We start from the raw sequence: 16,857 nt of genomic DNA on the forward strand, positions 1-16,857 counted from the left end.
CTTAATTTAAATCGGATTAATCAGCGTTCATATTTAAATTCAACACTATAAAAATTATAATTCCGATTTAACTAATTCAATTTGTTGTTTTATTCGTTTTGATGAAATTGGATATGGTGTACCTAGCTGCTGAGCAAATAGATTAACTCGCAACTCTTCAATCATCCAACGTATATCTTTCACATTATCTTGCAATCTTTGATTTTCAGGCAAAGTAGTTAGCCAACTTTCATATTGATTTTTAACTTCTTCAACAATGTTCATGGCTTGTCTATCTTTATTTGGATTAACTGTTAATTTTTCGATACGTTTTTCGATTGCTGATAAATAGCGATAGAGATCAGATAATTTTTTATAACCTGTTTTAGATACAAACCCTTTATAAATCAGTCCATCGATTTGTTGTTTTATATCTGATAATGCAAAAGCTAAAGACAAGTCAACTCGCCCTTTAAGCTTTTTATTAATACTGAAATGTAAAGTTAAAATTGATTCAACTTGCTTGGCGATATGATAGACATATTCATTCACATTAGCTTTGGTATAATTCAATAATTGCTGGTACTGTTCTTGGTTTTGGACAAATTGATTATTTTTGTCTATCAACTCATCAATTGCACAAGCAATACAATCATCGATTAAACTTAATACAGTACCAAACGAATTAAAATAAAGACCTAATTTAGATTTATTGGGTAATTTTTCGTGTAAATACTTTATCGGTGAAGGAATATTTAACAACAACAAACGCCTTAATCCCAATTTACTTAATCGTTGTTGTTCTTCGTAACTATCCACTAGATTTATACTTACCGATGTCTGATTATCAACAATTGCGGGATAAGCTTTAATCGTGTAATTTTTTTGTTGTCCCTCATAAATAGTGGGTAGTGTTCCAAAATTCCAATCGATAATATTCTTTTTTTCTATTAAATCAGTTTTTTTAGTATTTATATTCGACAAAGCATGCTGTATTTGTGCTTTAAGTTGTTCTTTAAGCTGAACCAAATCTTTACCTGCGGCTAATTCTTTATTATTGATATCAATAATAGCAAAGGTCATTTTTAAATAATCAGGAATTTGATTTAACTGCCAGTCTTCATTGAGTATTTTTACACCTGTCATTTTTTTAAATTCACTTTGTAAACTTTCAAGTAAAGGAATGTCAGTTGAACTCACCCTACTTAAGAATGCATCAGCATAATTTGGTGTAGGAACCAGACTTTTACGTAGTGATTTGGGTAATGACTTGATTAATGCTATAACTAATTCTTTCCTAAAACCTGGTACTTGCCATTCAAATCCTCTATTTTTAATTTGATTAAGTGCATCGATAGGAATTTCAACTGTGACGCCGTCACGTTTATTGCCAATGTCAAAATGATAACTTAATGGTAATTTGAAGTTGCCTTGTTGCCAAAAGTCAGGAAACTCATTAAGGTTAACTTGTTGAGCACAATGATTAATCAACATATTTTTTTCAAAATTCAGCAAATCCGGATCTGACTTTTGTTTTTGTTTCCACCATGAATCAAAATGCTTGGCCGAAATAACAGACTGATCAATTCTATGATTATAAAAATCAAATAATTCTTGATCATCAATTAAAATATCTTGTCGACGAGACTTATGTTCTAAATCTTCGACTTCTTTAATCAGCTTTTGATTTTGTATAAAAAAACGATAATTTGTCTGCCAATCGCCTTCTACCAGTGCATGCCTAATAAATAAAGTTCGGCTTAAATCAGGATCGATTTTGCTATAGTTTATGACTCTATTAATGACAATTGGCAAACCAAATAATGTTGCCTTTTCATTGGCGATGGCAACCCCTTGTTTTTTTGACCATCTAGGCTCACTATAGCTATACTTAAGCAAATGTTTAGCCAAAGGCTCGATCCATTCAACGTCGATTTTTGCCACTATCCTACCCCACAAACGACTGGTTTCTACAAGTTCGCTTGCAATACACCACTTAGGCTGATTTTTAAATAATGTTGAATTCGGAAATAAAGCAAATTTAATATTGCGAGCACCTATATATTCGTGCTTTTCAAGTTCTTTCATCCCAATATGTGATAGTAAGCCGCTTATTAACGCTAGATGCACGGAACGATAATCAGCAGGTTGACTATTTATTGGAAAAGTTAATTGCTTGATTGTTTGTCTAATTTGAGTATAAACATCTTGCCACTCTCGAATACGAAGATAATTTAAATACTCTTTTTGACATAATCGTCGAAATTGATTTCCTGAAAGTTGGTTTTGTTGTTCTTCAATATAATGCCAGAGATTAATGAAAGAAATAAAATCTGATTGCTTATCAGTAAACCGTCTATGCTTCTCATCGGACGCTTGCTGTTTATCAAAAGGACGTTCTCTCGGATCTTGAATAGATAAAGCTGCAGTTATGATCATAATCTCTTTAGTGCAGCCCGATCGCCTTGCTTCAACCAACATCCTCGCTAATCTTGGATCAATTGGCAGTTGTGCTAATATTTTTCCTATTTCGGTCAAACGATATTGATGATGATGAGCGTTAATTGCACCAAGTTCCTCTAATAATCGAATCCCATCACGAATATATTTAGAGTCCGGTGCTTGAACAAATGGAAAGGCAGCGATATCACCCAATCCTAAGGCGGTCATTTGCAAAATAACAGAGGCCAGGTTGGTACGCAAAATTTCTGGTTCGGTAAATTCCGGACGAGATAAAAAATCTTGTTCATCATATAAACGAATACATATCCCATCAGAGGTACGACCACAACGCCCTTTTCGTTGATTAGCCGATGCTTGCGAAATCGGCTCGATCGGTAATCGTTGAACTTTAGTTCTGTAACTATAACGGCTTATTCTCGCCAAACCAGGATCGATGACATATTTAATTCCGGGTAAAGTTAATGATGTTTCTGCCACATTGGTTGAAAGAATAATGCGTCGCTGAGTATGCGATTGGAAAATACGATTTTGTTCAGAAGCAGATAACCTAGCATACAAAGGTAAAATCTCAGTATGGCGTAAATCTAGTTTATTTAATGTATCGGCCAGATCACGAATCTCACGTTCACCAGTTAAAAACACTAAAATATCGCCATGACTTTCAGCAGACAGCTCATCAATTGCATCAACAATAGGTTGAAAATCATTACTACTTTCATTGTCATTATCTGAATCACGACTCACAACTTGTGGGCGATATCTCACCTCAACAGGATAAGTTCTACCTGATACTTCAATAATTGGCGCACAATTAAAATGCTGAGAAAATCGCTCAACATCTATTGTTGCTGATGTAATAATCACTTTTAAATCAGGGCGTTTAGGTAATAATTGTTTCAAATAGCCAAGAATAAAATCGATATTTAAACTGCGTTCATGTGCTTCATCAATAATAATGGTGTCATAATTTAATAGTAATTTATCTTGCTGTATTTCGGCCAGTAAAATACCATCAGTCATTAATTTGATTAAAGTGTTATCACTAACATGATCAGAGAATCTCACTTTATAACCGACTAATTGCCCTATTTCAGTGCTTAACTCTTCCGCAATACGATTAGCAACCGAACGAGCAGCTAATCGTCTAGGTTGAGTGTGTCCAATAAAACCTTTTACACCTAAACCAAGTTCTAAACAAATTTTTGGAATTTGTGTGGTTTTACCTGATCCTGTTTCGCCTGCAATAATCACAACTTGATGATTTTTTATAGCTTGATAAATTGCTTGTTTTTTGTCAACAACAGGTAAATGTTGAGGATAACTAATTTGCTTCGGCAAAGATTGCAATTTAGTTTGGTAATGATCAACAGCTTGCAAAATAGCAGCATTAATTTTTAATGAATCAGCTTTGGTACGTGACAGTTTTATTATTTTTTGTTTATCACTTAAAGTCGTTGATTCGAGGAGTTTGAATTGTTGTTGAGATAACATAAAGTGTCAAGTATATTAGTAAACAATTATAATTATGTCATTATAGCAAAATTTACTTATTATTAGGAGTTGGTATGAAAAAAACGATTGGCTATATCTCTTTGCTCACAGCTTTTTTCACTTTATTTGGATGTGGGGAGTCAGGCAAAATTAAAGATACAGATTTAATGCATCATCATTTTGTGTTGATTAAAGCCAATGGTCAAGACGTTGCTTTAGATAAACAAGCCGACTTAGAATTTGGTGAAAAGATGACAATAACAGGAAAAATGTGCAACCAATTTTCTGGTCAGGTTACGTTAAAAAATGATGAAATTAAAGGTGTTGGCGTTGCTATGACAAAAATGCTTTGTAACGATGACCAACTTGATAAGTTGGATATTGTGATAGATCAACTGATTAGTAATGGCGCTAAAGTTGAATTGACAAATAATCAACTTATTTTAAAAAATAAAGATAACGAACTTATCTATCAAGTCAAAGAATGGATGTGACACAAACCCCATAGTTTACCTTAAAACACTTGAGGTATTTAATTTTACATAAGGTTTTAAGGTAACTAAGTTGTAAAAAGAGAAGACACATATCACGATAAAAAGCTTTATTTTAACAATAGTTAAGAATATAATGACCACAGTTTTTTAAGGGTCACACTTTGATGAAAATAATCAATTCTTCAAATAATTTATTTAAATTGAGTAACCATATTGCAGTTACTCATTTCCCTTTACCTATCATTCCCATCAATGTACTGACATTGATTTTTTTTTATTTAAAAACAGTTTATTTAAAATTTTAACTTCAACCTTAACAACTAGTAGATAATATTATGAAAAAGACAAAAATCGTTTGCACCATTGGTCCTAAATCTGAATCAAAAGAGATGTTAGCAAAATTATTAAAAGCAGGCATGAATGTTATGCGTTTAAACTTCTCTCATGGTGATTATGAAGAGCATGGTAATCGAATCAAAAATTTACGAGAAGTAATGCAAGAAACAGGTTTAAAAGCCGCTATCATGCTAGATACCAAAGGTCCAGAAATTCGTACCATTAAATTAGAAGGTGGCAATGATGTTTCACTTGTGGCAGGTCAAACTTTTACCTTCACAACTGATGAAACCGTCATTGGTAATGCTGAGCGTGTAGCCGTAACTTATAAAGGCTTTGCACATGACTTAAAACCAGGTAATCGCGTTTTAGTCGATGATGGCTTAATTGCTATGGATGTAAAAGAAATTAAAGGCAACGAAGTTATTTGTACTGTTTTGAACAATGGTGATTTAGGTGAAAACAAAGGTATTAATTTACCAGGCGTTTCTATTAAATTACCTGCTCTAGCAGAAAAAGACAAAAATGACCTTATTTTTGGTTGTGAACAAGGTGTTGATTTTATCGCAGCTTCTTTTATTCGTAAGCGTTCTGATGTAGAAGATATTAGAGCTCACTTAAAAACTCATGGTGGAGAAGATATTAAGATTATTTCTAAAATTGAAAACCAAGAAGGTTTAGACAATTTTGATGAAATTCTGGAAGCTTCTGACGGTATCATGGTTGCACGTGGTGACTTAGGCGTTGAAATCGCGGTTGAAGAAGTTATTTTTGCCCAAAAAATGATGATTAAAAAATGTAATAGAGCATCGAAACCTGTAATTACTGCGACACAAATGCTTGATTCAATGATCAAAAATCCTCGCCCTACTCGTGCTGAAGCGGGTGACGTGGCAAATGCAATCATTGATGGAACTGATGCGGTAATGCTATCTGGTGAAAGTGCTAAAGGTAAATATCCATTAGAAACCGTCAATGTCATGGCAACTATTTGTAAACGTACCGATGGCACGATTCCTGCTTCGTTAGAATTAACTGCTAAAGAAGAAAAATTACGTATTACAGCAGCCGTTTGTTGTGGTGCGGTTGAAATTGCAGAACGTTTAAATGTACCATTGATCGTTGTAGCAACACGTAGTGGTAAATCAGCACGTGAAGTTCGTCATTATTTCCCTAGAGCACGTATTTTAGCACTGTCTTCTAGCCAAAAAACAGTGAACCAATTAGCACTATCAAAAGGTGTTGAGCCAATTTTAATTGATGCAATTAATTCTACTGATGATTTCTACCGATTAGGTAAAGAAATGGCGGTAAAAGTTTGCGGTTTACAACAAGGTGATACGATTGTAATGGTATCAGGTGCATTGGTACCAAGTGGGACAACTAATACAACTTCTGTACATCGTATTTAATCCACTTAAGGGTTATTAACTTAATTATAAAAAGCTAGCTAGATGCTAGCTTTTTTTTTATCTTAAGTTATCCTGTTATCATTAAAATTAATAAATTGTAAGAGATAAAAAATGCCTGAAGAGAAAGTATATACACCTAAAGAACTGAGTTGGTTATCCTTTAATCAACGAGTCTTACAAGAAGCAGCGGATAAAAATAATCCTCTGATTGAAAGAATTCGATTTTTAGGCATATATTCGAGTAATCTTGATGAATTTTATAAAGTACAGTTTGCTAATTTAAAAAAATATGTGTTAATTGAACAAGAACAAGCCCAAACCTCATCCAATGCAAAACAACTGTTACGACAAGTTAATCAAAAAGTTATTCAATTAGAACAACAATTCGATCAGCTCTATAATGAATTATTACTTGAAATGGCAAGAAATCAGATCTTTTTGATCAATGAAAGGCAATTAACCTCGTATCAAGAAAATTGGATAAAAAATTATTATAAACAGAATTTACGCCAGTACATTACGCCAATTTTGTTAGATAGTCATACTGAATTAATTCAGTTTTTAAAGGACGATCATGCTTACTTAGCTGTTGAGATAATTTGTGAAAATAGCATAAGCTATGCATTACTCGAATTACCGACAGACAATGTGTCACGTTTTGTCTTACTTCCGTCTGAAGTTTCAACCAAAAATAAATCAATCATATTTTTAGATAATATTCTGCGTTATTGCTTATCCGAAATTTTTAAAGTATTTTTTGATGCCAAGGAACTTAATGCTTATTCAATCAATATTAATCGTGATGCCGAGTATGAATTGAATACTGAATTAGATAGCTTACTCGAGCTCATGTCACAAGGATTAAAGCAACGTTTAACTGCCCAACCAGTAAGATTTACTTATCAAAAAGACATGCCTAAAGCACTATTTGAATTATTGATAAATAAATTACGATTAACTGAACAAGATGCAATGCCTGGTGGACGTTACCCTAATTTTAAGGATTTAGTCAAATTTCCAGATCTTGGCGTAAAAAATTTGTTGAATAAACGATTGCCAAGTCTTGCCTATAATCGATTTAAAAAGTTCAGAAATGCTTTTGCAGCTATCAAAGACCGCGATGTTTTACTCTACTACCCTTATTATTCATTTGGCCATGTACTTGAAATTATGCGTCAAGCTTCTTTTGATCCCGCTGTAACACATATTCGAATGAATATTTATCGCGTAGCGAAAGATTCTCGTTTTATTCATGCAGCAATTAATGCAGCTAATAACGGTAAGAAAGTCACTGTAGTCGTTGAGTTACAAGCGCGTTTTGATGAAGAAGCAAACATTAAATGGGCTAAAAGATTAATTAGTAGTGGAATTAAAGTTATTTATTCACAACCAAAATTAAAAATTCATGCGAAATTATTTTTAATTGATCGTAAAGAAAATGACGACATTGTTCGATATGCCCATATTGGCTCTGGTAATTTTAATGAAAGAACGGCTAGAATTTATACTGATTTTTCACTGCTCACCGCCGATCCTGCCATAACAGATGAAGTGAGAAAAGTTTTCAATTTTATTGAAAATCCATTTAAACCCGTCTCTTTCAATTATTTGCTTGTTTCGCCTCAAAACACACGTTTGCGGTTCCATGAATTTATTGAACGAGAAATCAATCATGCAAAATCAGGAAAAAATGCCGCTATTTATTTAAAACTTAATGCAATAACCGATAAAGAAATGATAGATGCACTTTATCGTGCTTCATGTGCAGGAGTCAAAATTAGGATGATCGTACGTGGAACTTGCGTTTTAGTTCCTCAAATTGCAAATCTCAGCGAAAATATCTATGTAACGAGTATTGTGGATCAGTTTTTAGAACATGCTCGGGTTTATATCTTTGAAAATGAGGGTAAAAAAGATACATTTATCTCTTCTGCTGACTGGATGCCAAGAAATCTGGATAATCGCATAGAAGTCGGCGTTAAAATTTTCGATCCTATTTTAAGATCAACTATCCATGATATTTTTAATATTCAATGTAATGATAATGTTAAAGCCCGTGTAATTGATAAAGATAATATGAATAATTATGTACAACGAGGCAATAAGAAAAAAATTAGAGCTCAACATGCAATTTATGATTATTTAAAACAATTAGAAACACATGAATAAGGAATTCAAACAGTGAATAAATTCAATGAATATGCGGTTCTTGACCTAGGATCAAATAGTTTTCATATGGTTATTGCGCGCTGTATTGATGGTGCAACTCAAATTATTTATAAAAATAAAAAAAATATCCATTTAGCGACAGGCTTAAATGATAAAAATGAGCTAAGTGAATCAAGTATCAGTCGTGGTGTGGAATGCCTTGCTTTATTTGCAGAGCGGTTAAATGGTTTTCCTGTTGAAAACGTGAGAATTGTTGCCACACATACGTTACGTATTGCTAAAAATAGACAAAAGTTTTTAACTGCAGCCGCTAAAGTTTTACCCTATCCTGTTGAAATTATCTCAGGCCAAGAAGAAGCGCGTTTGATTTATTTAGGCGCCATGAGTTCTGAATCCACCTCTGAATTTGATACTAAATTTGTTATTGATATTGGCGGAGGATCGACAGAGATCGCTATAGGTAAAGGCAATGATCTTAAACCTTCGATAGTCGCCAGTCGTCCTATGGGATGTGTTACTTACACTAAACAATTTTTTCCAAATAAGATAATTGATAAAGCTTCATTTCAACGAGCAAAACTCGCAGCAACGCAGCAAATTGAAAACATTATAAATACGATAAAAAAACAAAATATTAGTGTCGCTTTTGGTACCTCCGGTACAATTAAAAGTATATATAAAATATTACTCGATATTGGTGTTAGCGACGGAATTATCACACCAAAACGTTTGGACGACTTAGTTAGCTATGTCCTAGAATTTAAATCTTTTCAGGATATCGATTTTCCTTCTCTTTCAGATGAACGAAAAAAAGTGTTTGTTAGTGGTTTAGCAATATTTAGCGGTATTTTTGATGCATTAGAATTGCAAGCATTGCACTATTGTCCTTTTGCACTACGTGAAGGTGTTTTATATGAGCTAATTGATGGACCCAATTACCGTGATATTAGAGAAACGACAGCAGAATCATTATCGCAACACTATAATATTGATGAGCGCCATGCAAAACAAATTGTAAAAACGTCCAAACATCTATTTTCGCAATGGAAAAAGCAAGCCTTGATGATTATACCAACCAATGTTGAAGCAATTTTATATTGGGCCGCGCAGTTACACGAAGTGGGATTAAAAATTAATTTCTCTTCAATTCATAAACATTCAAGCTATATACTGCAAAATAGCAATCTGCCAGGATTTAATGAAGAACAACAACTACTTTTATCAACGCTGGTACGTTACCACAGAAAGTCAATTAATATTGATGATTTACCCTATTTTAGCCTTTTTGAATATAAACATATTGTTTCATTGTTACAAATTTTAAGACTTTCAATTTTAATTAATAATCAACGTAATAATGATCTTAATGTAGAGGCTTTTCGTTTAAAGCTTACAAAAGATAAGCTAACCCATATCATCTTAGAAGTTGATCAACAATTTATTGAAAATAATAAGCTTATATTGCTTGATTTAGAACAAGAGCAAAAATATTGGAAATCAGTCAATGATTGGGATTTATCCATTGAAACGTTTTAAAAGATAAACCCTATAACTTACCGCCAGATATGACTGGCGGTCATAATATAACGTGATTAACCTAATCCAATGATCTTCCACCATAAAATACCGATGGTAAAGACAATAATTAAATTCACAACACTACATATAAAGCCCACTTTCCACCATGTTTTTACTGGCACAAAACCTTCAGCAAAGAGTAAAGGATTTCTCGCATTAGCAAATTGTGTAATTGATCCAAAGTAATTAGTACAAATCACAAGAGCAAAAATGGCAATCATTTGTGGTACGCCCAGTGCAATAGCAACTGACAGAAAAACAGGGAATAAGGCTGCAATATGTGCATTTCCACTTGCAAAAAAGTAGTGTAGATAAACATAAGCCACACATAAAATGATTATCACAAATACCCAGCTACTATCACCTAAATGACCTTTTACTGCATTACCAATGGTGTCACCTAACCATTTAGTTACACCAAGTTTATTAACTTGGCTGGCCATCATCAATAATGCAGCAAACCAAATTAAAGTATCCCATGCTGCTTTCTCTCCTTTTATATCATCCCAACTGAGAACACCGGATAAAATCAAAATAGACAAGCCGATAAATGCAGTGGTTGTTGAGTCAATACCAAAATTACTGCCAAAAATCCAAAGGCATAACAATAATATAACAGTGCAGCCCATGATAATTTCTTTTCTTGAAACCGTCCCCATTTTTTTTAGTTCTTCAACAGCCAAAGTCGGCGCTTCTGGCGTTTTTTTCAGTTCAGGGTTAGTTAAAAAATAGATAACTAATGGAATAACAACAAACGAAACTAAACAAGGTACAATCGCTGCTACAAACCATTGCCCCCAGCCTAAAGTAATACCTAGTGACGTTGTCACTAATTTAGCAGCCAACAAATTTCCTGTAAAAGCTGTTAAAAACATAGCAGAAGTGATGTCGTTAACATGGCTAATAGTTAACATCAAAAAAGTACCAATGCGGTTTCTTGATTCATCTTTTGGGTTTGAATTAAAATTAATCGCCAGCGCTTCAGCTATTGGATATATAACGCCTCCAGCTCTAGCTGTGGTACTTGGAATAGCCGGCGCTAAAGCCATATCTGTTACTGATAAACCATAAGCTAAACCAAGCGTATTTTTACCTAAAATTTTAACAAGATAGTAAGCAATGCGTCTACTCAGTCCTGTTTTAATAAATCCACGGGCAATCATAAAGGCAATAACAATAAGCCAAATTAGGCTACTATTTAATTCACTTAACGATATTTTTATCGATTCTGCCGCAGACATAGCCCCTGAAGGTCTTAATACTGCAAAAACCGTAATGGCCAATAAACCAATGGCACCAATAGGCATAATTTCAGCAACAATGCAGGCAATGGTTGCGACAAAAATAATACTTGTTCGCCACCCTTCTATACTGATACCCTGCGGGGGGGATACCAATAACCATAATATTGCTGATAGCGCAGCAATAATTATTAAAGGTAACCATTTTACTGGTGGCTTATTTATTGTATTCATGGGATTTTTCCTTTTTTAATTTTAAAATTTCATGATCTAATTCTTAACAAACATTAAATTCAACATTCAATAATCATTTCAATTAAGGCATTAAGGCATTACATATTGATGATTCGTTAGTTCGAAAGCAAAATTATGGGGATTAGCTAACTTTATCGTTTTATTTTTTAATAAAAAAATTGCTGATAAATTGCGGTGTTTTTGTAAATATTCATTAGCACGCTCATAGCCTAATCCATATAAAAGCGTTGAAAATAAATCCCCTTCAAGAGACGTATCAGAAATAATTGTGATACTTTCTAATTCGTTATTCAAAGGATACCCCGTTGAAGAATCCAAAATATGATGATAGAGAGTATCTTTGTGTACAAAATAGCGTTCATATATACCTGATGTCACAACAGATTTGTTTATTACCTTCAAAAAACCGACTAATTCATCATTGTTAGAGAAAGGTTTTCTTAATCCTATATGCCAAAAACCTTCGGCATTTGCCGGTGATTGATTTAAAGCCACAACATTGCCGCCTAAATTGATAATAGCTTGATTGATTCCATTTTGTAGCAAAATGGCTTTTACAATATCGGCAATATAGCCTTTTGCGATAGCGCCCATATCGATTTCCATGCCTTTTTTTTTCAAAAAAACTGTTTGATCTTCAACATTGAGTTCAATATCTTGTGGATCGATTAATAAGCGCTTTTCATCAATTTGTTGTTGGCTGGGTGGAAATCTGCCATTAAATCCTATTTTCCATAACTTAACTAATGGCCCAATAGCGATATTAAAACAGCTACCGGGCATTAAACTGACATCTTTAGCTTGTGCAATTAAGGAAAAAATACTATGACTCACTTTAACAGGTTGTTGACCCGCAGCCAAATTAACAGACATCACCTCAGATACAGGGCGATTAACGGTTAACTTACTTTCAAGCACTTTTATTAACTCAAATATTTTATGAGCAACGTTTTCATTAGGTTCACAAAGTATTAATGAAACCGTTGTGCCTAATAAATTTTGCACATATTCATAGCTTTCATAGCTTGAATTAACCATGCTAAATATACCCTAAGTATAAAACAATCACTGATGAATATAATCTGTTGCTATTTTTCCAGCTTGCATACCAAATATGATAATATCAGCAACAGCATTACCACCTATTCGATTAGCTCCGTGTACGCCACCAACAACCTCACCAGCAGCAAATACACCTTTTATAACGTGATGTTCGACATCTAATACTTGCGTTTGGGTATTTATCGTTACGCCCCCCATAGTATGATGCACACCGGGTGCGATTTTTATTGCATAAAATGGCGCAGTATTAATAGGATGACGCATACCTGTTGTTCGTCCAAAATCTTCATCGTGTTGATTTGAAACAAATTGATTATACCGTTCTATGGTTTTAGTTAATGAATCAACATTAATTGATAATTTTTGCGCTAATTCATTAATGCTGCTAGCTTGAATAACCAAATCATGCGATACATATTCTTCAACAGACTTGTTTTCATCACGCACTTTTTGATCAAATAAAATATAAGCATAGTGTTGAGGCAAATTGATGATCTCGGCAGACACTTTATCTCGCGTATCCAATTCATTAACAAAACGCTCACCATTTTGTGATACTAAAATTGCACCGCCACCTCGAATAGATTCCGAAATGAGATACGATGTTGTTTGTTCAACAGTTGGATGAATTTGAATTTCTTTCATATCCACTGTCCCTGCACCAAGTTTTTCTAAAATCATAATACCTGAACCGGTAGCACCTTTATGGTTCGTTGTCACAAATCCTTTAAGATCTGGACGATATTTTTCGACCATTTCACGATTTGCACTAAACCCACCCGTTGCAATTATCACCGCTTTAGCTTTTATGGTTTGAATAGTTCCATCGTCATCAACCGCTTTAATACCCATCACTTTATTATTTTCGGTAATAATTTCAGTTACATTCGTGTCTAATAAAACTTCAATGCCTCGTTTGTTAATGTTCTTAACTAAACCACTAATCAAAAATCCCCCTACAGCAGCCCCACTTTCAGGTCGATGGGTACGATCAACACTCATGCCACCAGTTGTTGTAATACCACTAAGTTCAATACCATTATCATCCAACCAATCAATAGCCTCAGGTGCATTTTCAACAAAATAACGCAATAATTCTGGATTATTTTTGTTTTTACCGCCAATCAACGTCTCTTTATAAAAAAGTTCTTTACTATCGACAATACCTTTTAGTTTTTGGAACTTAGTTTCTGCTGCATTCATTCCGGCGGAGGCTTTATTGGTATTACCACCAATAACAGACATTTTTTCAACAATCACAACATTTGCGCCTAAATCATGAGCTCGAATAGCTGCTGCAAGTCCCGCTCCACCACTACCAACGACAACAATATCATAAGCTTTATCATTTGGATCACCGCCTTCAGCCACTATCGCAGCTTTATTTGATTTAGCCATAGCTTTGGTTACCGCTTTTTTAAATGCTTCACATTGCGATGTTGCGCCAGAAATAGCATCGACAAAAGGACTATTGGCTTCAATGATGCGATGTTTAATTTCGGAAAAATGAGTTATAACTTCATTATCAAATTCATTAGCATTAACTAATTGCATGTCTTTGATAAAATCTTTGGCCAATTCTACATTAATGACAAATTCATATGATTCATCGTTCACTTTCTCTTGGTAATCACCTGGTTTAAATTTTTTTACACTTAAATTAACATCTCGAATTAAACTTTCAACCAAAGAGAAATGCCATAAAGGTTCTGGAATTTTAAGGGCTTCTCGCTTATCACTGTTGATAACTAGCTCAAGTTTTTCACCTTTTTCAATTCTGCTTACCCAATCAGGATATGCAATACAAGCTCGTCCAACTGCAACTAAATCATAACCGTTTTCTAACGCGGCATCGATATCGGTTTGATTGACTACGTTTCCCACACCTACAACAGGAATTTTTGCTAATGTTTCAGAACGCATTGCAACATATTTTCGAATTAATGGCGTAGGATCTTGGGTATCGACAATAGACGGTCTAAGAATTGCTCCCATTGAAAAATGAATGTAATCCAATCCTTTTTCAGCCAATTTCTCAAGTAGATACATCGTGTCATCAAAACGAATGCCAGGAACTTCTAATTCTTCAGGTGAAAAACGATAACCAATAATGAAATTAGAATTTGCGTATTGTTTAACCATGCTATGAGTAATATCTAAAATGGCTAAAGGAAATCTAGTTCGGTTATCACGGCTTCCACCCCATTTATCATTTCGTTGATTTGAATTAGGTGAATAAAACTGTTGTATCAAATAAGTATTGGCACCATGGATTTCGACACCATCAAATCCAGCCTGAATAGCACGCCGCACGGCTTGACCAAACTTATCAATCATATGCTCAACTTCATCACTCGTTAATTCAATTGGAGTTGCGGCACCGGGTCTTGGCGCTGCAATAGCACTCGGACCGACAGGTAGCTGGCCACCGATTAATTTAGGTTCAACCATTCGACCGCCATGATAAACCTGTATAATAGCTTTCGATCCTTTAGATTTGATCGCCTCAGCTATTTTAGCTAATCCTTCAATTTTATCGTCACTATCTAAACCAATTGCACCTGGGAAAGCCAAACCTTTATCATCAACAAAACCACATTCAACAATAATAGTGCCAATATCACCCGCTCTAACTTGATAATATTGAATTAAATCATGCGTTACCGATCCTTCATGAAAACCTGAACAAGTAGTCATTGGTGCCATCATTATGCGATTTTTTAATTCAACCCCATTGGGCAAAATAAAAGGTTTAAAAGTATTTTCGTTTCTCATCGTTAGTTACCTAATAATTACTTAAATTGATTTGTTACTGGTAATAATATCATTACTGATAACTGTTCTCCAATTACAATGGTCTGATCAGTTATGTCAGTATCATTTTTTCGACAAAAATTATTCAATTTTATTAATAGCTTATAAGATCTTATTATTCAGAATAATTAGAAATTGCTTTTTTTGACAGTTAAATAGTTATAGTAGTGTATATAATTTAATTACTTGTCTCAAAAAAAACACTATAACTATTTCATTTACTTAGATATTTTTTCTTGTTTTTGGCTTGTGCTTTATTTTAATTCAGCTACAATGCCAAGCAACTCATATAAAAAGGAATGTATAAATGTTAGTGGTCCAGATACCCAAACAGAACGAAAAACTAAATCTTCATTCTTTTTTAATTACAATTATTAATCCTCCTTTATGGAGGATTTTTTATTTTAAGCATCTCTTAAATTTATTTTCCTCAACCATTATAAACCAAATTGATTTTAAGAACACACATAAATAGGAGCTGATATGACCGCCTTAATCCCTTTTTATAATCCGAACATCAGTTATGAAGATAATTATGCTCAAGGACCTTTTGGACTTTTTGCCGAATTGGACAAAGCAGAACACGTGCCGACTAAACAAACTAAATTCTTAAATGTTAATGTTAACCTACCTTTCGGTCAGCCTGCTGGACCTTTATTAAATGCCAATTATATTAAAGCTGCTTTTGCTTATGGATTCGATTTATGTGTATATAAAACAGTTAGAACAAAATTCCATAAATGCCATCCTTTACCAAATGTTTTATCAGTTCATCCTACAGGAAAATTATCAAGTAATCTTGATACTGTTTTAGCTGATACTAATTATCAACAACCTTTATCGATTACTAACTCCTTTGGCGTGCCCTCTTTTGCGCCAGATATTTGGCAGCCTGACATGGCTGATGCGGTAAATTCAGCGGGACAGGGTCAATGCGTTATTGGTAGTTTTCAAGGTACACAAGGTCAAGGTGAAATTGAAAAAGATTATGCTTTAGCTGCAAAATTAGTAAGAGAAACCAATGCACCAATACTCGAAGCAAACTTGAGTTGCCCAAATGAAGGGGCAAGTAAATTACTGTGCTTTGATGTTGATAAAGTTGAACGTATCGTTAATGAAATTAAAACAGCAGTACCAGATCGCCCACTTATCTTAAAACTAGCTTATTTTCCTGATGATGAAAGAATTGTTTCTTTATTAACGCGTGTTGGTTCTATTATCGACGGTTTAAGTACAATTAACACGTTATCCGCTAAACCAGTTGATGCCAAAGGTCATCCGGCTTTAGGTGATAATCGAAAAGAAGGTGGAATATGTGGTGATGCTATTCGTTGGGCTGGTTTAGATATGGTGAGTCGTTTAGCTAAATATCGTAAACAGATGGATTTAAAATTTAGCATCATTGGCGTTGGTGGGGTTAGCAATAGTGAACATTATAATGAATTGTTAAACGTTGGAGCGGATGCAGTAATGAGTGCTACAGGTGCTATGTGGAATCCTTTATTAGCAATCGAAATTAAAAAGAGCCTGAAAAAATAACCATTAACTTGTATATTGTTACAG

General features: G+C 34.0%; 9 protein-coding genes. 5 read left to right on the plus strand and 4 right to left on the minus strand.

Features of this window, described 5'->3' with window-relative positions; all coding sequences use genetic code 11:
* Nucleotides 1-54 precede the first annotated feature (54 nt).
* Nucleotides 55-3,933, minus strand: coding sequence for an ATP-dependent RNA helicase HrpA (gene hrpA / locus J3U66_RS01830; protein ID WP_267347723.1), 3,879 nt, complete (start codon nucleotides 3,931-3,933; stop codon nucleotides 55-57).
* A gap of 74 nt (nucleotides 3,934-4,007) precedes the next feature.
* Between hrpA and J3U66_RS01835 the strand changes: the two genes are divergently transcribed.
* The 4 genes from J3U66_RS01835 to J3U66_RS01850 all read left to right on the plus strand — a co-directional run bounded on the left by J3U66_RS01835 (nucleotide 4,008) and on the right by J3U66_RS01850 (nucleotide 9,880).
* Complete coding sequence (locus J3U66_RS01835; protein WP_267347725.1) at nucleotides 4,008-4,427, plus strand: META domain-containing protein; 420 nt, start codon at nucleotides 4,008-4,010, stop codon at nucleotides 4,425-4,427.
* 335 nt (nucleotides 4,428-4,762) lie between these two features.
* Nucleotides 4,763-6,175 carry a pyruvate kinase PykF gene (gene pykF / locus J3U66_RS01840; RefSeq protein ID WP_267332828.1) on the plus strand — a complete coding sequence of 471 codons (1,413 nt, stop codon included), beginning with the start codon at nucleotides 4,763-4,765 and terminating at the stop codon, nucleotides 6,173-6,175.
* A gap of 111 nt (nucleotides 6,176-6,286) precedes the next feature.
* Complete coding sequence (gene ppk1 / locus J3U66_RS01845) at nucleotides 6,287-8,344, plus strand: polyphosphate kinase 1 (RefSeq protein ID WP_267344129.1); 2,058 nt, start codon at nucleotides 6,287-6,289, stop codon at nucleotides 8,342-8,344.
* Between the two features lie 66 nt (nucleotides 8,345-8,410).
* Nucleotides 8,411-9,880, plus strand: coding sequence for an exopolyphosphatase (locus J3U66_RS01850; RefSeq protein WP_416379550.1), 1,470 nt, complete (start codon nucleotides 8,411-8,413; stop codon nucleotides 9,878-9,880).
* A 56-nt stretch (nucleotides 9,881-9,936) separates the two neighbouring features.
* On the opposite strand, the gene J3U66_RS01855 is transcribed toward J3U66_RS01850, so the two are convergent.
* The 3 genes from J3U66_RS01855 to J3U66_RS01865 all read right to left on the minus strand — a co-directional run bounded on the left by J3U66_RS01855 (nucleotide 9,937) and on the right by J3U66_RS01865 (nucleotide 15,255).
* On the minus strand, nucleotides 9,937-11,397 hold the full coding sequence (locus tag J3U66_RS01855) for a DASS family sodium-coupled anion symporter (protein WP_267347726.1): 1,461 nt from the start codon (nucleotides 11,395-11,397) through the stop codon (nucleotides 9,937-9,939).
* Nucleotides 11,398-11,487: 90 nt separating this feature from the next.
* Nucleotides 11,488-12,456 (minus strand): FAD:protein FMN transferase, encoded by a 969-nt coding sequence (locus J3U66_RS01860; protein WP_267347727.1) that lies wholly within the window; start codon nucleotides 12,454-12,456, stop codon nucleotides 11,488-11,490.
* Between the two features lie 27 nt (nucleotides 12,457-12,483).
* Complete coding sequence (locus tag J3U66_RS01865; RefSeq protein ID WP_267347728.1) at nucleotides 12,484-15,255, minus strand: flavocytochrome c; 2,772 nt, start codon at nucleotides 15,253-15,255, stop codon at nucleotides 12,484-12,486.
* Between the two features lie 522 nt (nucleotides 15,256-15,777).
* On the opposite strand from J3U66_RS01865, the gene J3U66_RS01870 reads away from it, so the two are divergent.
* Nucleotides 15,778-16,833: a hypothetical protein gene (locus tag J3U66_RS01870; protein WP_267347730.1), complete on the plus strand. Its 1,056-nt coding sequence runs from the start codon at nucleotides 15,778-15,780 to the stop codon at nucleotides 16,831-16,833.
* The last annotated feature ends 24 nt before the right edge of the window (nucleotides 16,834-16,857 follow it).

This window comes from Gilliamella sp. B2969, assembly GCF_026536195.1.
GTDB lineage: Bacteria > Pseudomonadota > Gammaproteobacteria > Enterobacterales > Orbaceae > Gilliamella.

Excerpts from the sequence above, each read along its gene's own strand:
- pykF (WP_267332828.1), top strand. The coding sequence starts at position 4,763 with ATGAAAAAGACAAAAATCGTTTGCACCATTGGTCCTAAATCTGAATCA.
- ppk1 (WP_267344129.1), top strand. The coding sequence starts at position 6,287 with ATGCCTGAAGAGAAAGTATATACACCTAAAGAACTGAGTTGGTTATCC.
- J3U66_RS01855 (WP_267347726.1), bottom strand. The coding sequence starts at position 11,397 with ATGAATACAATAAATAAGCCACCAGTAAAATGGTTACCTTTAATAATT.
- J3U66_RS01850 (WP_416379550.1), top strand. The coding sequence starts at position 8,411 with ATGGTTATTGCGCGCTGTATTGATGGTGCAACTCAAATTATTTATAAA.
- hrpA (WP_267347723.1), bottom strand. The coding sequence starts at position 3,933 with ATGTTATCTCAACAACAATTCAAACTCCTCGAATCAACGACTTTAAGT.
- J3U66_RS01835 (WP_267347725.1), top strand. The coding sequence starts at position 4,008 with ATGAAAAAAACGATTGGCTATATCTCTTTGCTCACAGCTTTTTTCACT.
- J3U66_RS01860 (WP_267347727.1), bottom strand. The coding sequence starts at position 12,456 with ATGGTTAATTCAAGCTATGAAAGCTATGAATATGTGCAAAATTTATTA.
- J3U66_RS01865 (WP_267347728.1), bottom strand. The coding sequence starts at position 15,255 with ATGAGAAACGAAAATACTTTTAAACCTTTTATTTTGCCCAATGGGGTT.
- J3U66_RS01870 (WP_267347730.1), top strand. The coding sequence starts at position 15,778 with ATGACCGCCTTAATCCCTTTTTATAATCCGAACATCAGTTATGAAGAT.